The organism is Pseudomonas sp. FG6, from assembly GCF_057809015.1.
In genome coordinates this window covers 32,005-54,481 of the sequence record NZ_JBMDJD010000009.1, presented here as the reverse complement: position 1 = coordinate 54,481, position 22,477 = coordinate 32,005, and the positions used below count along the sequence as shown (strand labels likewise).

The window sequence follows — 22,477 nt, the reverse complement described above, 5'->3', positions numbered from 1 at the left end:
AACGTAAGTGGTTCACCATTCCATGGACATCAGATTCACCCAACGGTTGTCTTACAAACAGGCCCGCCTGACCGTCCTGGTGGGATTCCTGCTGGGCACCTTGCTCAGCCTGGTGCAGATCGGCATCGATTATGCCAGCGAAGACGCCTCGATCAACCGTGAAATCCTGTCGTTGCTGGAAATCAGCCACAACCCGGCCTCGCGCATCGCCTACAACATCGACGCCGAACTGGCCCAGGAACTGTCCATGGGCCTGTTGCGCTCACCGGCCATCATCGGTGCAGAACTGATCGATAACAACAACACCGTACTGGCCAGCGTCAAGCGACCGGAACTGCAGAGCAGCTATCGCTTCATCAGCGACTCCCTGTTCGGCGCCCAGCGCCAGTTCGAAGACCGGCTCTACCTGGATCACCTGCCCGGCGAATCACTGGGTGTGTTGCGGCTGGAAGTCGACACCTATGCGTTCGGCACCCGTTTCCTGCGGCGCGCCGAGGTCACCCTGCTCAACGGCTTTGCCCGCAGCCTGATCCTCACGGGCCTGCTGCTGGCGCTGTTCTACGTGATGCTGACCAAGCCCCTGGTGCGGGTCATTCGCGAACTGAGCAGCCGCGACCCTGGCAGCATCGAACTCAATCCCCTGGTGTGCCCATCCGGCCACCAGTCCGATGAAATCGGTGTACTGGTCTCGGTCGCCAACCAGCAGTTCGAAAACATCTCCACCGAAATCCAGCAACGGCGTACGGCCGAAAACCGCCTGACCGAATACCTGGCGCAACTGGAAAACATCGTCTCGGCCCGAACCGCCGAGCTCAAGGCCACCAATAGCCGTCTCAGCCAGTCCAACGAAGAACTGGAAGTGGCCCGGCGCACCGCCCTGGACATGGCCGACGCCCGCTCCGCCTTCCTGGCGAGCATGAGCCATGAGATCCGCACGCCCCTCAATGGCTTGCTGGGCATGATCGCGCTGTCCCTGGACGGCCCCCTGACCGCCGAACAGCAGCAACAACTCTCGATTGCCCATGACTCGGGCAAGGTGCTGGTCGAACTGCTCAACGACATTCTCGATCTGTCGAAATTCGATGCCGGCCAACTGGAACTCGAACGGATCCCGTTCGACCTTGGCGCCCTGATCGAAGACACCGCCAACCTGTTGTCGCAGAACGCCGCCCCCAGCGTCGAACTGGCCTGCCTGGTCGAGCCGCAGTTTCCCGCCCAGGTGCTCGGCGACCCGACCCGCGTGCGCCAGATCGTCAGCAACCTGCTGTCCAACGCGCTGAAGTTCACCCGTTTCGGTCGCGTCGACGTGAAGTTGAGCCAGCATGAAGGCGGTGTACGGATCGAAGTCCGCGACACCGGTATCGGCATTCCCCAGGAAGCGCAGGCACGGATCTTCCAGCCGTTCACCCAGGCCGGAGCCGGTATTACCCGTCAGTTTGGCGGCACCGGGCTGGGCCTGGCACTGACCAACAACCTCTGCGAAGCCATGCAGGGCCGGCTCAGTATCAGCTCCGAAATGGGCTTTGGCAGCCTGTTCTGCGCCGACCTGCCTCTGCCCTGCCACACCCCGGCGGTGCCCGTCGAGCCGCTGCGCGGCCACATCGTCGCCATCACCGCCGCTAGCAGCGGGCTCGCCGAACTGCTGGACATGCTGCTTCCGGGCTGGGGAATGGACTATGTCAGGCGCTCGGTGGATGACAACCTGCTGGGGCTCAAGCCAGATGTGCTGATTACCGACTGCCCGGAATGCCTGTTCAATCTGCGCCCTACTTTCAAGGCTCCGATCCTGCTGGTCACCGCCTACGGCAGTTTCATGCCCAGCGAAGAGGCTGCCACCCTCGCCCCGCTGATCCAGCAGGCCCGGCCGCTGGCACGGCATGCGCTCTATCAGATTCTGCGCCGCGCCTTACAAAGCGAGACCACCACCATCAACGAAGCACAGATCGAAACCCTGGCGCCGACCAGGCGCGGACGGGTGTTGCTGGTGGAAGACAATCCGGTCAACCAACTGGTGGCCAAGGGCATGCTGGTGAAACTGGGCTGTGAAGTGATCGTCGCCGCCCACGGTGCCGAGGCGCTGAGTCAGCTCGAACAGCAGGATTTCGACCTGGTGCTGATGGATTGCAACATGCCCGTGATGGATGGCTACGAAGCCAGTCGGCAGATCCGTCGCAGCGGGCGCTGGCCGGACCTGCCGATTGTGGCGCTGACGGCCAACGCCATGCCCGAGGAGCGCGAGCGCTGCCGTGCCGCCGGCATGAGCGATTATTTGTCCAAGCCGTTTCGCCGTGAAGAGCTGGCGGCCGTGCTGGATCAGTGGGTCCCCACTACGTCAGCGCTTTGATCTGCCCCAGCAAATGATCGAGACCGTCTCGCAGCGCCCCGAGACGGTCCAGGTCCACCCCGCTTTCGCACAGCAGCCGCGCCTTGAGCGGACCGACTTGCTCACGCAAGGCGCGGCCGGCCTCCGACAGGCTCAAGTGCATTTCCCGCTCGTCCCGGGCCGAGCGCTGGCGATGGACCAGGTCCAGCTGCTCCAGCCGCTTGAGCAACGGGGTCAGCGTGCCGGAGTCGAGCAACAACCGCTCGCCCAGGGCCTTGACCGTCGGCTGTTCCGGCGGTGTCTGCTGCCATTCCCACAGCACCAGCATCGCCAGGTATTGCGGATAGGTCAGGCCGAGCTGGTCGAGCATCGGCTTGTAGCCACGGATTACCGCACGGGAAACGGCGTACAACTTGAAGCACAACTGGCTGTCGAGCTTCAGCGAATCGGCTGACAGGTCATTCATTTGAGCAGCGCTTCGATCTCACCAGTCAGGTCCTGGGGTTTGGTGGTCGGGGCGAAACGCTTGACCACCTGACCGTCCTTGCCGATCAGGAACTTGGTGAAATTCCACTTGATGCCTTTGGAACCCAGCACGCCGGGCGCGCGTTGCTTGAGCTGGACGAACAAGGGATGGGCGTCGGCGCCGTTGACATCGATTTTCTTGAACAGCGGGAAACTCACGCCGAAGTTCAGCTCGCAGAACTCGGAAATCGCCCCTTCGTCACCCGGTTCCTGCTTGCCGAATTGGTTGCAAGGAAAACCCAGCACCACCAGGCCCTGGTCCTTATAGGTCTGCCACAACTGTTCAAGACCCTTGTATTGCGGAGTAAAACCGCACTGGCTCGCAGTGTTGACCACTAGCACCGCCTTGCCGGCGTAATCGGCCAGGGTCTTTTGTTCGCCTTTGATGGTGGTGCACGGGATGCTCAGCAGGTTATCGCTCATGGCAAGGCTCCTAAAGATGAGGTCATGAAAATAGCGAACGATTCAATTGCGTGCAATTTAATTATCAGCCCCCTCACTCCACGGATTGTGGGAGCAAGGCTTGCCCGCGACGAAGGCGATGCGATCTTTCTTCAGGCCAAGGCGCCCTGTTCGCGAGCAAGCTTTGCTCCCACAGAATTATGCTCGGGGCACCAGGTCCAGGCACACCGAGTTGATGCAGTAACGCAAGCCCGTGGGCAGTGGGCCGTCGGGGAAGACGTGCCCCAGGTGAGCGTCGCACTTGGCGCAGACCACTTCGGTGCGGATCATGCCGTGGCTGACATCGCGCACCTCGACCACCGCACTGCCTTCGATCGGTGCGTAGAAGCTGGGCCAGCCACAGCCGGAATCGAATTTGGTCTGCGAATCGAACAGCGGCTCGTTGCAGCAGATGCAGTGGTACACACCGTCGGTCTTGGTGGCGTTGTATTTACCGGAGAATGGCCGTTCGGTGCCCTTCAGCCGACAGACGTTGTATTGCTCCGGGTCGAGCATGGAGCGCCATTCTTCCAGGGTTTTCTGCAATTTTTCCATCGTCCTGCCTCGGCAATTGAAAAAGCCCGATCCGACGCTTTTCCGCAGATCAGGCGGCACGTATGATTGCGCCTCGTCAGGCGCCAGTCTGGCAGTCACGTCATGCGTATTCAAACGGATTGTGACGCCTATACCGCGTCAAGCCCGGGTACAGACGCAGGATCCCCAGCACGGTAGTCCATACGCCGCCTGGATCGTTCATTTTCGGGAACACATCGCCATGCAGGTCAGCAAATCGAACAAGCTCGCCAACGTCTGCTACGACATTCGCGGCCCGGTGCTCAAGCACGCCAAGCGCCTGGAAGAGGAAGGCCATCGCATCCTCAAGCTGAACATCGGCAACCCGGCGCCCTTTGGTTTCGAAGCGCCCGATGAAATCCTCCAGGATGTCATCCGCAACCTGCCGACCGCCCAGGGCTACAGCGACTCCAAGGGCCTGTTCAGCGCACGCAAGGCGGTGATGCAGTACTACCAGCAGAAGCAGGTCGAAGGCGTCGGCATCGAGGACATCTACCTGGGCAACGGCGTGTCCGAGCTGATCGTGATGTCGATGCAGGCACTGCTCAACAATGGCGATGAAGTGCTGGTGCCGGCGCCGGACTACCCGCTGTGGACAGCAGCCGTGAGCCTGGCCGGTGGCAACCCGGTGCACTACCTGTGCGACGAACAGGCCGATTGGTTTCCCGACCTGGCGGACATCAAGGCCAAGATCACGCCGAACACCAAGGCGCTGGTGATCATCAACCCGAACAACCCGACCGGCGCCGTGTACTCCAGGGAAGTGTTGCTGGGCATGCTGGAACTGGCCCGCCAGCACAACCTGGTGGTGTTCTCCGACGAGATCTACGACAAGATCCTCTACGACGACGCCGTGCACATCTGCACCGCCTCCCTGGCGCCGGACCTGCTGTGCCTGACGTTCAATGGCCTGTCCAAGTCCTACCGGGTCGCGGGTTTCCGCTCCGGCTGGATCGCCATCTCCGGGCCCAAGCACCACGCCCAGAGCTATATCGAAGGCATCGACATGCTGGCCAACATGCGCCTGTGCGCCAACGTGCCGAGCCAGCACGCGATCCAGACCGCGCTGGGCGGCTACCAGAGCATCAACGACCTGATCCTGCCACCGGGACGCCTGCTGGAACAACGCAACCGCACCTGGGAACTGCTCAATGACATTCCCGGCGTCAGCTGCGTCAAGCCGATGGGAGCGCTGTACGCGTTCCCGCGCATCGACCCGAAAGTCTGCCCGATCCACAACGACGAGAAATTCGTCCTCGACCTGTTGCTGTCCGAGAAGCTGCTGGTGGTCCAGGGCACGGCGTTCAACTGGCCGTGGCCGGACCACTTCCGTGTCGTGACCCTGCCCCGGGTCGATGACCTCGACCAGGCCATTGGCCGGATCGGCAACTTCCTCAAGTCCTACCGCCAGTGATCCGGGCGGCGTGCACGGCCCCTCGCCGCGCACGCCGTTTGATTCAGCAACACTTCCGTTCCGTCGGTTCCGACAGGCCTTCTACACTGGTGACTGGACAGGCGATGAGCACCCAGGCTCAACGTTCACAGGGCACGCACGCCAAATTTCTTTTCCCATGTCACTTTCAGAAAAGTCTTTCAATCATTTAGGACGCCTGTAGGACACAGTTTGAAATAGTCGTCGAGTTGAATAGCCTGCGGCAGCACCTTATATACCCCGCATAACGCTACATCTTTAGCATGAGGAGATTTCCACCACCATGATGCGCATCCTGCTGTTCTTGGCCACTAACCTGGCGGTCGTGCTGATTGCCAGCATCACCCTGAGCCTCTTTGGCTTCAACGGGTTCATGGCGGCCAACGGGGTTGACCTCAACCTCAACCAGCTGCTGATCTTCTGTGCGGTGTTCGGCTTCGCCGGCTCCCTCTTCTCGCTGTTCATCTCCAAGTGGATGGCGAAGATGAGCACCAGCACCCAGATCATCAGCCAGCCGCGCACTCGCCATGAGCAATGGCTGCTGCAGACCGTCGAGCAGTTGTCCCGCGAAGCGGGCATCAAGATGCCGGAAGTCGGGATCTTCCCAGCCTACGAGGCCAACGCCTTCGCCACCGGCTGGAACAAGAACGACGCACTGGTGGCCGTCAGCCAGGGCCTGCTCGAGCGCTTCTCTCCGGATGAAGTCAAGGCCGTGCTGGCCCACGAGATCGGCCACGTCGCCAATGGCGACATGGTGACCCTGGCCTTGATCCAGGGCGTGGTGAACACCTTCGTGATGTTCTTCGCCCGCATCATCGGCAACTTCGTCGACAAGGTGATCTTCAAGAACGAAGAAGGCCAGGGCATCGCCTATTACGTCGCGACCATCTTCGCCGAACTGGTACTGGGCATCCTCGCCAGCGCCATCGTCATGTGGTTCTCGCGCAAACGCGAATTCCGCGCCGACGACGCTGGCGCACGCCTGGCAGGCACCAGCGCCATGATCGGCGCCCTGCAACGCCTTCGTGCCGAGCAAGGCCTGCCGGTCCACATGCCCGATACCCTGAATGCCTTTGGCATCAACGGTGGCATCAAGCAGGGCCTGGCGCGCCTGTTCATGAGCCACCCGCCGCTGGAAGAGCGTATCGATGCTTTGCGTCGTCGCGGCTGATCGCTGGCGCTTCGAAAGAAAGCCAAGCAGTGATGGGTGATGCTGCTTAGGCTAGAGAACACGGTGCATTTCCTTCTTGGAGATGCACCGTTTTTTTGGGTGCTGGGTTGGGGTTGGGGTACATATCCATTGCTTCGGTAACGGATATACACCCAATCCCAACACCCACACATCAATAACCGGAAACCCGATAAACCCGCTCATCCAACCTCGTCACCCCCGCCTGCAAGAACTTCCAACTCTCCCCCAGCACATCCTGCTCCTGCAAGACCTCCAAACGCCAGCCGCCACCCAGCAGTCGCCGCACTTCATCATCGCCGACGGAAAACGGTGGGCCGGACATTTCATCCTGGTTGTAATCGAGCGTAATCAGCAGCCCGGTGCAATCCGGAAGAATCTCCTGCAGATGAGCCGCATACCGCTCCCGCATCGCCACAGGCAAGGCAATCAACGCCGCGCGATCGTACAACCCCAGGCAGTCAGCCACGTCCTTCGCATCCAAGGCGAAAAAATCGCCACAGCGAATTTCAATGGGACCGGCACGAAACACCTTGAAGGTGCCCTCTTCACTCACACTCGGCTCAAGCTGATGCTCAAGGAAAAAATCCGTGGCAGCCTTTTCCGATAACTCCACGCCCAACACCGGATACCCCTGATGGGCGAGCCACAACAGATCCAGGCTTTTACCGCACAACGGCACCAGCACCCGCGTGCCCTGTGCCAATCCGAGCTGCGGCCAGAAACGTTGCAGGTATGGGTTCACTTCCGACAAATGAAAGCCGATCTGGTTGGTTGACCAGCGCTTGTGCCAAAACTCAGGCTCCATGATTCGCTCCAGAAAAATCGATCAAAACGGGCTAAAACTTATATTAGATTTAGATCATTGACCTGACAGAAGATAACAACATCTTCGGGTTTGTACGAAAAGTCGCCGAGCGGCGATCAGGCACTTTTCGTACAAAGCCTAACGCTCAGGAGTCCACTCATGCTACCTAGCCTGTTTATTTCCCACGGCTCACCGATGCTTGCCCTGGAGCCCGGTGACAGCGGCCCGGCACTGGCTCGCCTGGCGGCCCAACTGCCCAGGCCTAAGGCTATCGTCATTGTGTCCGCCCATTGGGAGAGCGATGAGCTGCTTGTCAGCAGCAATCCGCAACCGCGCACATGGCACGACTTCGGCGGCTTCCCGCCGGCCCTGTACCAGGTGCAATACCCAGCGCCCGGTCACCCGCAACTGGCGACAAAGGTGGCAAGCCTTCTCGACGCGGCGCACCTGCCGACGCGCCTGGACAGCCAGCGACCCAGCGACCATGGGGTCTGGGTGCCCCTGTCGCTGATGTACCCGCAGGCCGACATTCCGGTGGTACAAGTGTCCCTGCCCAGCCACCAGGGGCCGGCGCTACAGACGCAGGTCGGCCGCGCCCTTGCCAGTCTGCGCGAGGAAGGTGTGTTGCTGATCGGCTCCGGCAGCATCACCCACAACCTGCGGGACCTGGATTGGCAGGCCGGCCCTGATAGCATCGAGCCTTGGGCCAAGGCCTTTCGCGACTGGATGGTTGAACAACTGACGGCGGACAACGAGGCCGCTCTGCACGACTACCGTCGCCAGGCGCCCAACGCTGTGCGCAGCCATCCCAGCGACGAACACTTGCTACCGCTGTACTTTGCCCGGGGCGCGGGGGGCCGGTTCAGTGTGGCCCATACGGGATTCACGATGGGGTCGTTGGGGATGGACATTTATCGGTTCGATTGATCGACCGATTGGCTCCCTGCAACTTTCCCTGAAGAGCCATCAAACGACAGGCAAAAAAAATCCCCGAACCAGTCGGGGATTTTTCATGTTCGATCAATCAGCTCGAAAGCCGATCAATCTTCGCGATAGCGACGCAGCTTGAGCTGCTTGCCGGCTACGCGAGTGTCCTTCAGCTTGGCCAGCAACTTCTCCAGGCCATCTTCCGGCAGCTCCACCAGACTGAAGCTGTCACGCACCTGAATGCGACCGATGGCTTCACGTGCCAGGCCACCTTCATTGAGGATGGCGCCCAGCAGGTTCTTGGCCGCGATGCCGTCACGCGCGCCCAGCGCCGTACGGCAGCGAGCACGACCTTCGGCCAGCGGCATCGGAGCACGACGCTCGCGATCACCACGGTCCGGACGATCACCGCTACGCTCAGGACGATCACCACGCGGCGCGCTGTTCGGCACCAGTGGACGTTCCTTCTCGATTGCCGCCAGGTTCAGCGCCTGGCCGTTGGTGGCCTTGCGCAGCAGGGCCGCGGCCAAGGCACGCGGGGAGCAACCGATGTCAGCGGTCAGGCGATCGAGCAGATCACCGTGGGTCGCTTCGGCGTCCGCTACCAGCGGCGACAGGCTGTTGGTCAGCTTCTTGATGCGGGCATCGAGAACGGCTTGGGCGTCCGGCAGGCGAACTTCAGCCACTCGCTGACCGGTTACACGCTCGATCACTTGCAGCATGCGGCGCTCACGCGGGGTAACCAGCAGCAGCGCGCGACCTTCGCGACCGGCACGGCCAGTACGGCCGATACGGTGAACGTAGGATTCCGGGTCGTACGGCATGTCCACGTTGAACACGTGGGTGATGCGCGGAACGTCCAGGCCACGAGCAGCAACGTCGGTCGCCACAACGATGTCCAGGCGGCCATCCTTGAGGGAGTCGATGACGCGCTCACGCTGGTTCTGGGCAATGTCGCCGTTCAGCGCAGCGGCCTTGTAGCCTTTGGCTTCCAGGGCGCTGGCCAGGTCCAGGGTCGCTTGCTTGGTGCGTACGAACATGATCAGGGCGTCGAAATCCTCGACTTCCAGCAGGCTCAGTACAGCGGAGGTCTTCTGGTCAGCGTGAACCAGCAGGTGGGCCTGCTCGATCGCGGTGACGGTCTGGGTCTTGCTCTGGATCTTCACGTGCTTCGGATCGCGCAGATGGCGTTCGGCGATGGCACGGATCGATTGTGGCAAGGTGGCCGAGAACAGGACGGTCTGGCGGCTTTCCGGCATGGCTTTGAAGATGACTTCCAGGTCATCCATGAAGCCCAGCTTGAGCATTTCGTCGGCTTCATCGAGAACCAGATGGTTCACGGTGGCCAGGACTTTTTCATCGCGACGCAGGTGGTCGCACAGACGGCCCGGGGTGGCGACAACGATCTGTGCGCCATTACGGATTGCTTTCAGTTGTGGGCCCATCGGCGCGCCGCCGTAGACAGCCACAACAGTCACGCCCGGCATTTGCTTGGCGTAGGTTTCGAAAGCGGTTGCAACTTGTAGCGCCAACTCACGAGTTGGGGCCAGGATCAGAGCTTGCGGCTCGCGCTTGGACGGATCAATGCGGTGCAGGATCGGCAGGGCGAACGCGGCGGTTTTACCCGTGCCGGTTTGCGCCTGGCCAATCATATCGTGACCGGCGAGGATGATCGGGATCGACTGCTGCTGAATGGCCGAAGGCTCTTCATAGCCGGTAGCGACTACTGCAGCGACAATATTAGGGTGAAGTTCAAGAGCGGCGAAGCCGCCGATTTCCTGGGTCATGGGTCTGCCTCAAAGTGCATCCGCAAAGACCCATGCTCCAAAGCTGCGCATGCCGTGTTGAGACTCAAGAGTCGCCCTGGCAGCTTTGTCGGCGGGGATTTGCGAAAACGAATGAATGGAAAAGGACGTCGCGGAAGCATCCGTTGTGCGGACATGTAACCGAAGCTGGCTTCGAAATTACGCTGCCTTGACGCGGCCCGGCTAAAGGCCGGCGCGCACTATACCGGAATTCGCCCCAAAAGGGAGCTTTTTTTATCGCCGAAACCCGGTGCACGACGGTCTGTCACAGGCCCTGGGCAGCGAACTAAAACGTTTCATCTTCAGATGCACACCGACAATCTCTGTGGCGAGGGAGCTTGCTCCCGCTCGGCCGGTCCGACGCCTCGGGCGAAGCAGACGCTCGGGTTGATACCTGCAATCGAAGGGGGCCGCTTCGCGGCCCAGCGGGAGCAAGCTCCCTCGCCACAGGGGAACTTGCTCGCCATCAGGACGGGGACCTTGATCAAGTCGCCGGGCGAATCGCCTTGATCAACGACTGCAACGAATACCCCAGGCGCGGCGCCAGCGCTTCGGCGCGGGCGGTCAGGCCTTGCAGGTCAAGCGTCTGGTCCAGGTCCGCCGGGACGATCAGGATGACGTTGCCCTCCTTCACCGGCAGCTCCCAATAATGTCGGTGATACAGGCCACGCAGCAGCGCAGCGCCCAAGGGCTTGCCATCGTCGGTGGCCCATTGGTTGATCACCAGCCAGCCACCCGGGTTGAGGCGTTTCTGGCAGTTTTCCAGGAAACCCCAGGCCAGGTGCCCGACGCCAGGACCGACGTCAGTATAAAGGTCGACGAAAATCAGGTCCGCCGGCTCAGCCGTTCCGAGCAGTTCCAGGGCATCGCCGACGCGGATGTACAAGCGCGGATCGTCGTCCAGCCCCAGGTACTCGATGGCCAGGCGCGGCACGTCGGGGCGCAGCTCGATGGCCTCGACGTCCTCCAGCGGCAAGAACTTCAGGCAAGCCTGGGTCAGCGTACCGGCACCCAACCCCAGGAACAGCGCGCTCTCCGGTTGCTCGTGGCACAAGGCCCCGATCAGCATGGCGCGGGTGTAATCGTATTCCAGCCAACTCGGGTCGGCCGTGAACACACAGCTTTGCTCGATGGCATCGCCAAATTCGAGAAACCGGTAATCGGCCACTTCGAACACCCGGATCATGCCGAACTCGTCGTGCACCTCGGCGAGCAGATGCTCGACGCGCTCCTCTGTCATTTCGTCTCCTGATGGCAACCGGATAGCCGGGCAAGATAGCCGGGCAAAGGCGCGATTGTCAGCCACCAATGGGAACAGGTCACGCACTAATTTGCTGATACTATGAGCGCCCGAGCGTAAACCACCTAGAGATCATGATGAGCCAACCCTGGAGCCCTGACAGCTGGCGCGCCCTGCCGATCCAGCAGCAACCCCGCTACCCTGACGCCGCGCACCTGTTGCAGGTGGAACAGACCCTGGCCAGTTATCCGCCGCTGGTCTTCGCCGGAGAAGCCCGGGAGTTGCGCCGCCAGTTCGCCGAGGTAACCCAGGGCCGCGCGTTCCTGCTGCAAGGCGGCGACTGCGCCGAAAGCTTTGCCGAGTTCTCGGCGGCGAAGATCCGCGACACCTTCAAGGTGCTGCTGCAGATGGCGATCGTCATGACCTTTGCCGCCGGCTGCCCAGTGGTCAAGGTCGGGCGCATGGCCGGGCAATTCGCCAAGCCCCGCTCGGCCAATGACGAAACCGTCGACGGCGTGACCCTGCCGGCCTATCGGGGCGACATCGTCAACGGCATCGGCTTCGACGAAAAGAGCCGCGTACCGGACCCCGAGCGACTGTTGCAGTCCTACCACCAGTCCACCGCCACCCTGAACCTGCTGCGCGCCTTCGCCCAGGGCGGTTTCGCCGACCTGCACCAGGTGCACAAGTGGAACCTGGACTTCATCGCCAATTCGGCCCTGGCCGAAAAGTACAGCCACCTGGCCGACCGCATCGATGAAACCCTGGCGTTCATGCGTGCCTGCGGCATGGACAGCTCGCCGCAATTGCGTGAAACCAGTTTCTTCACGGCCCACGAAGCGCTGCTGCTCAATTATGAAGAAGCCTTCGTGCGCCGCGACAGCCTGACCAACGAGTACTACGACTGCTCGGCCCACATGCTGTGGATCGGCGACCGCACCCGTCAGTTGGAGGGCGCCCATGTCGAATTCCTGCGCGGCGTGAACAACCCCATCGGGGTGAAAGTGGGCCCCACCATGGACCCTGACGACCTGATCCGCCTGATCGACGTGCTCAACCCGGACAACGACCCGGGCCGATTGAACCTGATCGCACGGATGGGCGCGAACAAGGTGGGCGATCACCTGCCCCCGCTGTTGCGCGCCGTGCAGCGTGAAGGCAAGCAGGTGCTGTGGAGTTCAGACCCGATGCACGGCAACACCATCAAGGCCAGCAGCGGCTACAAGACCCGGGATTTCGCGCAGATCCTCGGCGAGGTGAAGCAGTTCTTCCAGGTCCACGCCGCCGAAGGCACTTATGCCGGGGGTATTCACATCGAGATGACCGGGCAGAACGTCACCGAATGCATCGGCGGCGCGCGGCCGATCACCGAAGACGGCCTGTCGGACCGCTATCACACCCACTGCGACCCGCGGATGAATGCCGACCAGTCGCTGGAATTGGCGTTCTTGATTGCCGAGACGTTGAAGCAGGTAAGGCGCTGAGTCAGTAGGTTTTTCATCGACTGTTACATTGCAATCGCGAGCAGGCTCGCTCCCACAGTTGATCTCTGGTGAACACGATATTTGTGAACGCCGCGGTCAATGTGGGAGCGAGCCTGCTCGCGATAGCGATCCATCAGCCACAACCCATCCCAGCCAAAGCCCCCGCCAACCGCACCCCACCCACCCGCTGGCAATTAAGCTGGACCCGCTCCAACCCCAACCAATCGGCCATGCGCCTGAGATTCATCGCCAACGCGTGAATCCCCTCCTCACCCAGCCCCGGCTCTTCCTCATGCACCGCGTGCACCGCCAACCGGCCATGGGCCCGCTCCGCGCGCAGGTCCACCCGCGCCGCGATGCGTTCGTTGTGCAGGAACGGCAAGACATAATAGCCGTACACCCGCTTGTGAACAGGCGTGTAGATCTCCAGCCGATAGCGAAAATCGAACAGCCGCTCGGTGCGGCCGCGCTCCCAGACCAGCGAATCGAACGGCGACAGCAAGGCACTGGTGGCCACCTTGCGCGGGATTTTGACCGCAGGTCGGCACCACGCCGGCTGCTTCCAACCCTGCACCTGGCAGCGCAGCAGTTCCCCGGCCTCCTCCAGCTCGGCCAGCCGCTCCCGGGTGTCAGCCGGGTCGAGGCGAAAGTAGTCGCGCAGGTCTTTCTCGGTAGCGATACCCAAGGCCTCGGCGGCCTGCACCAACAGAGCCCGCTGGGCGCTGGATTCATCCGGCAGCGGCTGCCGGAGGACCGCATCGGGGAGCACCCGCTCCGGTAAATCATAGAGCCGTTCGAAACCCCGTCGCCCGGCGACCGTGACTTCGCCCGCCGCAAACAGCCACTCCAGCGCGTGCTTTTCGGCGCTCCAGTCCCACCAGGGCCCGGCCTTTTCCTGGCGCGTGGACAAGCTGCCCGCACCAACGGCGCCCTGCTCGCGCACCGCCGCCAGGACCCGACGGATGACGGCCTGCTGCTCATGACCAAAACGCGCCAGTTGTTGATAGATACCCTCGCCCCGCGCCGCCCGCGCCATGCGCCAGCGCATCAGCGGGTACATGGACATTGGCATCAACGAGGCTTCATGGCCCCAGTACTCGAACAAGGTGCGACGTCGCCCCTGGCTCCAGGCGGCCTGGTCGAGCAAATCCGGGTTGTAGGGACCGAGGCGGGAGAACAGCGGCAGGTAATGCGAGCGCACCAGAGCGTTGACCGAGTCGATCTGCAGCACGCCGAGGCGTTCGATCAGGCGGTTGAGGCGCGAGGGTTGCACCGAAGCTGGCGGTGACCGCCCATCGAATCCTTGGGCGGCCAGCGCCAGACGCCGGGCCTGTTTGAGGGTAAAGGACAGAGTCGCGGGCATGGAGATCTCCTTGTCTGCTCGCAACCTACCTCACCAATAAAGGGTTTGTGTAGGAAAGGATGGCTCATTTGTGCATTGGGTCATCCCAGAACGGCCGAACCACTTCCCTTTCTACGTCGGCACGGCTGATGCCAATGTCCTTGAGCGCCTCGTCGCTCATTCCAGCCAACAGTTCACGTTCATGGTGCAATTCGTACCAGCGGCTAAACTTGTGCAACAGCGCGCCGACCGAAAAACCGTGGGAGAGTTTGTCTATCAGTACATAACCTTTTTGACCTTTCATCGTGATGTCCTCCGTGGGGGATGGCTCAAGTCTCGCGCCAACGATAAGATCAATCCAACGAATGTTTCTTATGCCAGCCATCTCGGAGATTGATCAATTGTCGAGTTACCCGAGCATCGATACGGAAGTGCTGCGTACCTTTGTCGCGATTGCGGACCAGGGCGGTTTTACCCGGGCCGGTGAATTGGTCAATCGCACCCAATCCGCCGTGAGCATGCAGATGAAGCGGCTGGAAGAAGATGTCCTGCAACGGCGCCTGTTCGAGCGGGACGGGCGCCAGGTCAAGCTGACCGCCGAAGGCCAGGTCTTGCTTGGCTACGCCCGGCGGATCCTCAAGCTGCACAGCGAAGTCTTCAACACCCTGCGTGAGCCGCACATGGTGGGTACCGTGCGCATCGGTACGCCGGACGATTACGTGATGCGGTTCCTGCCCGGGATCTTGCAGCGCTTTGCCCAGTTCTATCCGCTGATCGAAATTGAGGTGCACTGCGAATCGTCCAAGCAATTGCTGTTGCGCCAGGATCTGGACCTGTCCATCGTCACCCGCAAGCCGGGCGACGAAATCGGCCAATTGTTGCGCAAGGAACGCTTTGTCTGGGCCGAAGCCGCGTGCTTCAACGTCCACGAGCAAACACCGCTGCCGCTGGCGATGTTCAACAGTGATTGTTTCTGCCGGCAGTGGGCCTGCAATGCCCTGGACGCCATGGGCCGTGAATACCGCGTGGCGTACAACAGCTCGAGCCTGTCGGCGCTGATGGCCGTGGTGGGTGCGGGCCTGGCGATCACCGCACAGCTGGAAAGCCTGCTGACCCCGGACATGCGCGTGCTCGGCGAGGCCGAAGACCTGCCGGAACTGCCCGAGGCCAGCATCATGCTGATTCGCAACCTGCACAATCCGTCGCCGATCACCGAGTGCCTGGCCGAGCACATTGTCGAAGGCTTCAAACTTTAAGGGCGAGCAGCACCGCGCAGAGCACCAGGAAGGCACAGAACAGCCCGCGCAGCAGCCGTTCAGGCAAGGCGTGGGCGACTCTCACCCCCCAACTGATACTCATCAACCCACCGATCGCCAACGGCACGCCGATCAGCCAGTTCACCTGATGGTGCACCGCGTAGGTCGCCAACGTGACACCTGTGCTGGGCAATGCCAACGCCAGCGACAGGCCTTGGGCGACCACTTGGCTGGTACCGAACAGACTGGTCAGCACGGGGGTTGCCACCACGGCCCCACCGACGCCGAATAACCCGCCCATGGTTCCCGACGCAGCGCCGAGCACGCCCAGCCATGGCCATGCATAGCGCATGTGCGAAGACACAGGTGGTGGGGCGGCGAACATTCGGATGAGGTTGTAGGCCGACAGCGCGACCAGGAAGGCGACAAAGCCCATGCGCATGGTTTGCGCATCGATGCCCACCGCCCAGATCGAACCGAGCCAGGCGAAGCAGAACCCCATCGAAGCCAGCGCCAGCGCATGACGCCACTCGATGCGGTTGCGCTGGTGATAGCGCCACAGCGCCAGCATCACGCTCGGCACCACCATCACCAGCGCCGTGCCTTGGGCGATCTGCTGATCGAGGCCGCCCCAAACGCCCAGCAGCGGAATGGCGATCAATCCCCCGCCGATGCCGAAGAGCCCGCCGAGGGTCCCCAAAACGGTGCCGAACACCAGATACGTCACGAACTCGATCACAAGGCTTTTCCTTTTGTCAGGCCGTTCATCCTACGCAGTCGACGCTAGCAGGGAAACGCACAGCAGCGCACAATGGCTGTGCCAAACTCGCACAAGCATGGACGACACCGTGAACCCGAATCAATTGACTGAACAACTGGGCTTGTTCCTTGATGTCCTGGAAAGCGGCAGTTTTTCCGCCGCGTCCCGCCGCCATCCCCTGACCCCCTCGGCGGTGGCACGCCGTATCGACAGCCTGGAAAGCGCTGTCGGCAGCCAACTGTTCATCCGCACGACCCATGCGGTACGGGCGACGCCGGCCGGCCTGGCCTTTGCCGAGCGTGCGCGGCGAATCGTCGAGGAGCTGCGTCTGGCTCGGGCGGAAGCGGTGTCCTTGAGCAACGCCCCGGAAGGCCTGATCCGCGTCGACGCACCAGCCGCGTTCGGGCGTCGCCATCTGGCGCCGGTGATTGCCGACTTTCTCACGCTCTATCCCGGGCTCGACGTACAACTGCATCTGATCGACAGCTTTGTCGATATGCAGGGCTCGAACCTGGGCAAGGTCGATCTGGTGCTGCGAGCCGGGCAAATGGCTGACACGCGGCTGGTGGCCACGCCCTTGGCGAGCATGGTGCGCATCGCCTGCGCCAGCCCCGAGTACCTGCAGCGGCGGGGCATGCCGACCGATCCGTCACACTTGGCCGACCATGACGGCCTGGACTGGGAAGGCTTGGCGCCGCCCTTCGCCTGGCGCTTTGCGCGCGACGGACAGATGCAACTGCATCGGCCGGCACGGATCCGCATGAGTGCCAACAATGCCGAAGCGCTGGTGTGCGGCGCACTGGCCGGATTAGGTATCGCGCACCTGCCAACCTGGCTGACCAGTGAATACCTGCTGCGGGGCGAACTGCTGCCGCTGTTTTGCGAAAACGGCCTGCCCGCACCGGAAAGCACCGGCATCTACGCCCTGCGCCTGGAGCAACAACCCAGCGCACGCAGTCGCTTGCTGCTGGAATACCTCAAGACCCGTTTCAGCCCGATCCCCCCTTGGGACCTGGCGCTGCGAACCAACCTTGACCGCCACTGATCGAAAATTACCTGGCGCATTAAAGATTCGCCCGCTAGATTCATCACTCTCATTGAGTTGAAGGTTTTGTCATGACAACCCAGCGCGACACCCCCGAGGCCTGCGAAGCCCTGTTGCTCGACAACCAGGTCTGCTTCGCCCTGCATTCCACGTCGCTGTTGATGACCAAGGTCTACAAGCCGCTGCTGCAAGCCCTGGGCCTGACCTATCCGCAATACTTGGCCATGATGGTGTTGTGGGAAAAGGACGGCTTGACCGTCGGCGAAATCAGCACGCGCCTGCTCACCGATCCCGGCTCGCTGACTCCGCTGCTCAAGCGCCTGGAAGCCGAAGGCCTGCTGAGCCGCACCCGCAGCCGAGAGGACGAACGCGTGGTGATCGTCGAGCTCACCGAACAGGGCCGCGCCTTGCGTGAAAAGGCCCAAGACATCCCCCAATGCATCCTCGCCGCCAGCGGCCAGACCCTGGAGCAGTTGAAGAAGCTGCAACAGGACCTGCAGGCACTGCGCGGGCATTTGCAGGACAGTCTCTGAGCCCAGCTACACCACCACTTCCCGTGGGAACGAGCCTGCTCGCGATGAGGGCAGCACATCCCCTGCCAACTGATCCCCGCTATCGCGAGCAAGCTCGCTCCTACCTTGACCTCGGGTGGACTCGGCATTCATGCCTGTCTTCAGTCCCAGGGGAGCATAGCTTGCGCTAGCGCCCCCCCCACAGCCCTTCTCCACAAATTTTTTCACCTCAAAAAAAATCATTTAAATCAAATATTTAAAGTCAGTTACGCACCCTAGAGTCTATTTCACTCAAAATTTATCTTGCGCGCAAAACATTAGCACTATACATTCGCTTCACAGCTACTTAGCGCGCAAACATTTTGCGCAACAATACCAACCCAGAAACGAGGCTCTCATCATGAAAACGCTCTATACCGCAATCGCAACTTCCACTGGTGGCCGTGACGGTCGTGCAATCTCCAGCGACAACATTCTCGACGTCAAACTGGCAACCCCCAAGGAGCTCGGTGGCGCAGGCGGCGCAGCGACCAACCCTGAACAACTGTTCGCCGCCGGTTACTCGGCTTGCTTCATCGGTGCGCTGAAGTTCGTCGCCAGCCAAAGCAAACGCAAGATCCCGGACGACGCCTCGATCACTGCCCATGTCGGCATTGGTCAGATTCCCGGCGGTTTCGGCCTCGACATCGACTTGCACATCAGCTTGCCGGGCCTGGATCAGGCCGACGCGCAAAGCCTGGTGGACGCGGCTCACTTGGTCTGCCCGTACTCCAACGCCACCCGCGGCAACGTCGACGTGCGCCTGCATGTGACCGTTTAACCCACCAACCCGGACCGAACCCAAGGAGATGCGCATGAACACGTTCACCAAGACCCTGACCGGCACCCTTCTCGCACTTGGCGTCAGTAGCGCTTTCGCCGACGGCATCGTCGAGCACAACACTCAGGCGTTTCTCGACGCGCTGAATGCCGGTACCGGCAAACCCTTGGAACAACTGTCGCCCAAGGACGCCCGCGCCGTATTGGTTGGCGCTCAGGCCGGGGTCAAACTGACCTTGCCCAAGGCCGACGTCAGCGAGAAAACCATCCAGGTCGATGGCCAGTCGATCAGCCTGACCATTGTCCGCCCGGCCGGGGTCAAGGGTGAGTTGCCCGTGTTCATGTTCTTCCACGGCGGTGGCTGGGTGCTGGGCGACTTCCCGACCCACGAACGATTGGTTCGGGATCTGGTGGCTGGCTCGGGCGCTGTCGCGGTGTTCGTCAACTACACGCCGTCACCCGAGGCGCATTACCCCGTCGCGATCAACCAGGCCTATGCTGCGACGAAATGGGTGGCCGAGCATGGCAAAGAGATCAACGTCGACGGCAAGCGCCTGGCGGTTGCAGGCAACAGTGTCGGTGGCAACATGGCGGCGGTCGTGGCGCTGATGGCCAAGGACAAAGGTGCGCCGGCGATCCGTTTCCAGGCACTGTTGTGGCCGGTGACCGATGCCAGCTTCGAGACCGCGTCCTACAACCAGTTCGCCGAAGGGCACTTCCTCAGTAAAAACATGATGAAGTGGTTCTGGGACAACTACACCACCGATGCTGGGCAACGCGGCGAGATCTATGCCTCGCCGTTACGCGCCAGCACCGCACAACTCAAGGGCCTGCCACCGGCGCTGGTACAGACCGCCGAGGCCGATGTCTTGCGCGACGAAGGCGAAGCCTATGCCCGCAAGCTGGACGCGGCCGGTGTACCGGTCACCGCCGTGCGCTACAACGGCATGATTCACGATTACGGTTTGCTCAACGTGGTCAGCCAAGTGCCGGCGGTGCGCTCGGCGATGTTGCAGGTGTCGCAGGAGCTCAAACAACACCTGAAATGACTTGTGGTGACTGTGGGAGCAGGGCTTGCCCGCGATGAGGACAGAGGCGCCTGTATCGCGAGCAAGCTTTGCTCCCACAAGGCTGGGATCAATTCCCTCACCTCCGCCCCCATCCTGCCCCTCGGCCTGAACATGATCCGGCAGGCACAAAAAAGCCCGACTCAATGGTCGGGCTTTTTCATCCACAAGGCTTCGCTTACTTAGCGCGGCCTTTGTAGGAACCGCCTTCGCGGGTATCGATCTCGATCATGTCGCCGATTTCGATGAAGTCAGCAACCGACAGCTCGGTACCGTTCTTCAGTTTGGCAGGCTTCATCACCTTGCCGGAAGTGTCACCGCGAGCGGAACCTTCGGTGTAGTCAACCTGACGCACGATGGTGGTCGGCAGTTCTACGGAAACCAGGCGGCCTTCGAAGAAGACGGCTTCGCAGACGTCGGTCATGCCTTCTTCCACGAATGGCAGAACGCTTTCGATGTCTTCGGCGTTCAGCTCGTACATGGTGTAGTCGGTGGTGTCCATGAACGTGTAGGAGTCGCCGCTGATGAACGACAGGGTCGCTTCCTTGCGGTCGAGGATCACGTCGTCCAGCTTGTCGTCGGCACCGTAGACGGTTTCAGTCTTGTAGCCGGTCAGCAGGTTCTTCAGCTTGGTCTTCATGATCGCGCTGTTACGGCCCGACTTGGTGAATTCAGCTTTCTGAACCAACCAAGGATCGTTGTCGATACGAATCACGGTACCGGGTTTGAGTTCTTTACCAGTTTTCATTGCGAATATCCGAATTTGGATGGAATGTACAAAAATCTAGGCCGCGTATCATATCCAATTTAGGTAAAACTTCACCAGCGCCGCAGCGAGATCCGGTCGCGAGGCCTGTTCCAGACACCATGCCTGGGCATGTTCGGTCAGTTCATGACGCTGTTCCCAGGCCATTTTCCAGTGTTCGGTCATGTCCTGGCCGGCGTTCCAGGCCTTCCAGAGACCGTTGATCGCTTTTTGCGCCGCCTCGTCGAGGCCTTGGGTGTAGAGCCTGAGAAACGCGTCGAGCTTTTCCAGGTGGACGTCTTCTTCCTGCTGGTAGATATGCCAGAGCAGAGGCCGGCCGGCCCATTGGGCGCGCACGAAGGAGTCTTCGCCCCGTACGGCGTTGAAATCACAGCACCAGAGCAGTGGGTCATACTGATCCTGGCGGACGAACGGCAGCACCTGCACCGTCAGCGCCCCGCGTCGATGCAGCGCGCCGACACCCAGGCCCTCGACCCCGAGCCAGCGTTCGACATCCCCCAGCACCCGCCCTTCGGGCACCAGCACATGAAACGACTGGACACCGGACGCCATGGCGTCGAACCAGCTCGCCAGCCCGGCGTTTTCATAGGCGAACAGTGAGATCAGGCAGCTCTCCGGCGCCCGCTCGACACCCAACCCCTGCAGGAAAAGCCGCTGTGCCGTGGGGTCCTGTTGAAATTGCCGACGGCGCTCCAGCAAACCCGCCTCGCGCAGCAGGCCACCCGTCCCCTTCTGGAACCCTGGGAAAAAGAAATACTTCTGCACCTGCTTGTATTTGACCGACGGCAGTCCGTGGCAACCGATCACCCAGTCCTCGGCGCTCAGGTAATCGAGGTTCATCCACAGCGGCGCTGTCGGGCGCGCGGCCATGGCATCCATGTAGGCGGCCGGCAACTGACAGGCAAACGCGGCAATCACCACCTCGGCGGCCTCGGTGGACGGCCAGTGCGCAGGCCAATGGCAAACCTGCACGCCTTGTTGCCATTGCTCGGACAGGGTGATGTCGATTTCCGGACACAGCCTTTCGAAGGCGCGCAGGTCATCGACCCATAGCCGCACCGCACATCGATGCTCGGCCACCAGTTGCCGAGCCAGGCGCCACGTGACGCCGATGTCGCCAAAGTTATCGACGACGGTGCAAAAAATATCCCAGCGCACGGTCATTCGCGACTCTCCATGGCAAAGGCGTGATTGTCCCGAATAAGCCGATCATGCAGAAGAGCCGACGGCGATTAATCTTCATGCGACAATCATCGCCCACCCAGCCACTGCCAGGAAGCAGCCATGCCTGATCACCCACCCGCCCCACGACTTTCAGCCGTGCAATTGACCCTCAGCATTGCCATGGGCCTGTGGCTCGGGTTCCTGGCCATCGTCCTGACGGGTTGGCTGCTGTCGAAATACCTGTTCGAGGGTCCCATGGCCCCGATGGCCACGGCCATGCATCGGCTGGCGCAACCACCGGCACCCGCACCGCCACCGGCCGTCGAGCCACCGACACCGATGTTCGAGCAATACCAGCAGAACCTGCAGAAGAACGAACAGCGGCAGGCGCTCGACCAGGCGCGCAGCAATCCTCGCAACCTGTCCAACCCCAAGTGCCAGTTCTGGCTGCAACAGGACCAGACCGCCCCCAGTGAAAAAAGCCGGGCCAACGTTTTGCAATTCTGCGAATGAGCATGAACAAGCAGACCGTCCACCAACTGATCCTCGACAAGCTCAAGGTCGACCTGGAGATCGCCGAACGCGCAGCCCAGACCGCCTATGAGACCGCGACCCACGAGGAGAACATCGCCGAGAACAAGTACGACACTCTCGGCCTGGAAGCGTCCTACCTCGCAGCCGGGCAAGCCAGGCGCGTGGAAGAAATCCGCCAGGCCCTCGCCCTCTGCCAGAACCTGACGCTGCGGCCGTACGACGAGCAACGCGGTATCCAGGTCGGGACATTGATCGGACTGGAGGACGAGGACGGCCGCCAGCAATGGCTGTTCCTGGGGCCGGACGCGGCGGGCTTGAAGGTTTCGCTGGTGGGCCAGCCGATCACCGTCATCACCCCTCGCTCACCGCTGGGCCGGGGCCTGCTGGGCAAGTTAGAAGGGGATGAAGTGGAGATCGTGGTCGCGGGCGCCCGGCAACAGTTCGCTGTCACCGAGGCGATCTAGA

General features: G+C 61.5%; 23 protein-coding genes. 12 read left to right on the top strand and 11 right to left on the bottom strand.

Going from position 1 to position 22,477, the window contains the following annotated elements:
* Positions 1 to 22: 22 nt before the first annotated feature.
* Positions 23 to 2,344: a response regulator gene (locus ACODSJ_RS08025; RefSeq protein WP_489101206.1), complete on the top strand. Its 2,322-nt coding sequence runs from the start codon at positions 23 to 25 to the stop codon at positions 2,342 to 2,344.
* On the opposite strand, the gene ACODSJ_RS08020 is transcribed toward ACODSJ_RS08025, so the two are convergent.
* The 3 genes from ACODSJ_RS08020 to msrB form a co-directional block, all read right to left on the bottom strand.
* The gene (locus ACODSJ_RS08020; protein WP_489101205.1) at positions 2,328 to 2,789 is read right to left on the bottom strand and encodes a MarR family winged helix-turn-helix transcriptional regulator; all 462 of its coding nucleotides are present in this window, start codon (positions 2,787 to 2,789) and stop codon (positions 2,328 to 2,330) included. The two genes, ACODSJ_RS08025 and ACODSJ_RS08020, sit on opposite strands and share 17 nt — an antisense overlap.
* The gene (locus tag ACODSJ_RS08015; RefSeq protein ID WP_489101204.1) at positions 2,786 to 3,271 is read right to left on the bottom strand and encodes a glutathione peroxidase; all 486 of its coding nucleotides are present in this window, start codon (positions 3,269 to 3,271) and stop codon (positions 2,786 to 2,788) included. The genes ACODSJ_RS08020 and ACODSJ_RS08015 overlap by 4 nt, the downstream gene beginning before the upstream one ends.
* Before the next feature lie 177 nt (positions 3,272 to 3,448).
* Positions 3,449 to 3,844: a peptide-methionine (R)-S-oxide reductase MsrB gene (gene msrB / locus ACODSJ_RS08010; RefSeq protein WP_489101203.1), complete on the bottom strand. Its 396-nt coding sequence runs from the start codon at positions 3,842 to 3,844 to the stop codon at positions 3,449 to 3,451.
* Positions 3,845 to 4,064: 220 nt separating this feature from the next.
* Between msrB and ACODSJ_RS08005 the strand changes: the two genes are divergently transcribed.
* Together ACODSJ_RS08005 and htpX are read left to right on the top strand one after the other, a co-directional pair.
* Positions 4,065 to 5,276 (top strand): pyridoxal phosphate-dependent aminotransferase, encoded by a 1,212-nt coding sequence (locus ACODSJ_RS08005; protein ID WP_489101202.1) that lies wholly within the window; start codon positions 4,065 to 4,067, stop codon positions 5,274 to 5,276.
* 301 nt (positions 5,277 to 5,577) lie between these two features.
* Positions 5,578 to 6,465 (top strand): protease HtpX, encoded by an 888-nt coding sequence (gene htpX / locus ACODSJ_RS08000; RefSeq protein WP_041020684.1) that lies wholly within the window; start codon positions 5,578 to 5,580, stop codon positions 6,463 to 6,465.
* A gap of 172 nt (positions 6,466 to 6,637) precedes the next feature.
* Here htpX and ACODSJ_RS07995 read toward each other — a convergent pair whose 3' ends face one another.
* A complete protein-coding gene (locus ACODSJ_RS07995) occupies positions 6,638 to 7,291 on the bottom strand; it encodes a thiopurine S-methyltransferase (RefSeq protein WP_489101201.1) in 654 nt (217 codons plus the stop codon).
* A 159-nt stretch (positions 7,292 to 7,450) separates the two neighbouring features.
* Between ACODSJ_RS07995 and ACODSJ_RS07990 the strand changes: the two genes are divergently transcribed.
* Positions 7,451 to 8,218 (top strand): DODA-type extradiol aromatic ring-opening family dioxygenase, encoded by a 768-nt coding sequence (locus tag ACODSJ_RS07990; protein WP_489101200.1) that lies wholly within the window; start codon positions 7,451 to 7,453, stop codon positions 8,216 to 8,218.
* 113 nt (positions 8,219 to 8,331) lie between these two features.
* On the opposite strand, the gene ACODSJ_RS07985 is transcribed toward ACODSJ_RS07990, so the two are convergent.
* Positions 8,332 to 10,005 (bottom strand): DEAD/DEAH box helicase, encoded by a 1,674-nt coding sequence (locus ACODSJ_RS07985; RefSeq protein WP_489101199.1) that lies wholly within the window; start codon positions 10,003 to 10,005, stop codon positions 8,332 to 8,334.
* 502 nt (positions 10,006 to 10,507) lie between these two features.
* Entirely contained in the window at positions 10,508 to 11,263 is a 756-nt protein-coding gene (locus ACODSJ_RS07980) for a spermidine synthase (protein ID WP_489101198.1), read from the bottom strand.
* A gap of 137 nt (positions 11,264 to 11,400) precedes the next feature.
* On the opposite strand from ACODSJ_RS07980, the gene ACODSJ_RS07975 reads away from it, so the two are divergent.
* Positions 11,401 to 12,747: a class II 3-deoxy-7-phosphoheptulonate synthase gene (locus ACODSJ_RS07975; RefSeq protein ID WP_489101197.1), complete on the top strand. Its 1,347-nt coding sequence runs from the start codon at positions 11,401 to 11,403 to the stop codon at positions 12,745 to 12,747.
* A 133-nt stretch (positions 12,748 to 12,880) separates the two neighbouring features.
* Here ACODSJ_RS07975 and ACODSJ_RS07970 read toward each other — a convergent pair whose 3' ends face one another.
* Together ACODSJ_RS07970 and ACODSJ_RS07965 are read right to left on the bottom strand one after the other, a co-directional pair.
* Positions 12,881 to 14,110, bottom strand: a complete 1,230-nt coding sequence (locus ACODSJ_RS07970; protein ID WP_489101196.1) for a winged helix-turn-helix domain-containing protein — start codon at positions 14,108 to 14,110, stop codon at positions 12,881 to 12,883.
* A 64-nt stretch (positions 14,111 to 14,174) separates the two neighbouring features.
* Entirely contained in the window at positions 14,175 to 14,393 is a 219-nt protein-coding gene (locus ACODSJ_RS07965; protein ID WP_489101195.1) for a DUF1127 domain-containing protein, read from the bottom strand.
* Between the two features lie 97 nt (positions 14,394 to 14,490).
* Here ACODSJ_RS07965 and ACODSJ_RS07960 point away from each other — a divergent pair, with 97 nt between their 5' ends.
* On the top strand, positions 14,491 to 15,345 hold the full coding sequence (locus ACODSJ_RS07960) for a LysR substrate-binding domain-containing protein (RefSeq protein ID WP_172679721.1): 855 nt from the start codon (positions 14,491 to 14,493) through the stop codon (positions 15,343 to 15,345).
* Here the strand turns inward: ACODSJ_RS07960 and ACODSJ_RS07955 are convergent.
* Positions 15,335 to 16,084 carry a sulfite exporter TauE/SafE family protein gene (locus ACODSJ_RS07955; RefSeq protein WP_489101194.1) on the bottom strand — a complete coding sequence of 250 codons (750 nt, stop codon included), beginning with the start codon at positions 16,082 to 16,084 and terminating at the stop codon, positions 15,335 to 15,337. The two genes, ACODSJ_RS07960 and ACODSJ_RS07955, sit on opposite strands and share 11 nt — an antisense overlap.
* Before the next feature lie 109 nt (positions 16,085 to 16,193).
* Between ACODSJ_RS07955 and ACODSJ_RS07950 the strand changes: the two genes are divergently transcribed.
* The 4 genes from ACODSJ_RS07950 to ACODSJ_RS07935 all read left to right on the top strand — a co-directional run bounded on the left by ACODSJ_RS07950 (position 16,194) and on the right by ACODSJ_RS07935 (position 19,530).
* Positions 16,194 to 17,150: a LysR family transcriptional regulator gene (locus tag ACODSJ_RS07950; protein WP_489101193.1), complete on the top strand. Its 957-nt coding sequence runs from the start codon at positions 16,194 to 16,196 to the stop codon at positions 17,148 to 17,150.
* Positions 17,151 to 17,221: 71 nt separating this feature from the next.
* Positions 17,222 to 17,683: a MarR family winged helix-turn-helix transcriptional regulator gene (locus tag ACODSJ_RS07945; protein WP_489101192.1), complete on the top strand. Its 462-nt coding sequence runs from the start codon at positions 17,222 to 17,224 to the stop codon at positions 17,681 to 17,683.
* A 379-nt stretch (positions 17,684 to 18,062) separates the two neighbouring features.
* Positions 18,063 to 18,482: an organic hydroperoxide resistance protein gene (locus ACODSJ_RS07940; RefSeq protein WP_260955145.1), complete on the top strand. Its 420-nt coding sequence runs from the start codon at positions 18,063 to 18,065 to the stop codon at positions 18,480 to 18,482.
* A 34-nt stretch (positions 18,483 to 18,516) separates the two neighbouring features.
* Complete coding sequence (locus ACODSJ_RS07935; RefSeq protein WP_489101191.1) at positions 18,517 to 19,530, top strand: alpha/beta hydrolase; 1,014 nt, start codon at positions 18,517 to 18,519, stop codon at positions 19,528 to 19,530.
* A 196-nt stretch (positions 19,531 to 19,726) separates the two neighbouring features.
* Here ACODSJ_RS07935 and ACODSJ_RS07930 read toward each other — a convergent pair whose 3' ends face one another.
* Positions 19,727 to 20,296, bottom strand: coding sequence for an elongation factor P (locus ACODSJ_RS07930; protein ID WP_007955690.1), 570 nt, complete (start codon positions 20,294 to 20,296; stop codon positions 19,727 to 19,729).
* A 48-nt stretch (positions 20,297 to 20,344) separates the two neighbouring features.
* Positions 20,345 to 21,478, bottom strand: a complete 1,134-nt coding sequence (earP, locus tag ACODSJ_RS07925) for an elongation factor P maturation arginine rhamnosyltransferase EarP (RefSeq protein ID WP_489101190.1) — start codon at positions 21,476 to 21,478, stop codon at positions 20,345 to 20,347.
* 120 nt (positions 21,479 to 21,598) lie between these two features.
* On the opposite strand from earP, the gene ACODSJ_RS07920 reads away from it, so the two are divergent.
* Both ACODSJ_RS07920 and ACODSJ_RS07915 read left to right on the top strand, forming a co-directional pair.
* Entirely contained in the window at positions 21,599 to 21,991 is a 393-nt protein-coding gene (locus ACODSJ_RS07920; RefSeq protein WP_489101189.1) for a hypothetical protein, read from the top strand.
* Between the two features lie 2 nt (positions 21,992 to 21,993).
* Positions 21,994 to 22,476: a GreA/GreB family elongation factor gene (locus tag ACODSJ_RS07915; protein WP_489101188.1), complete on the top strand. Its 483-nt coding sequence runs from the start codon at positions 21,994 to 21,996 to the stop codon at positions 22,474 to 22,476.
* Position 22,477: the final 1 nt, after the last annotated feature.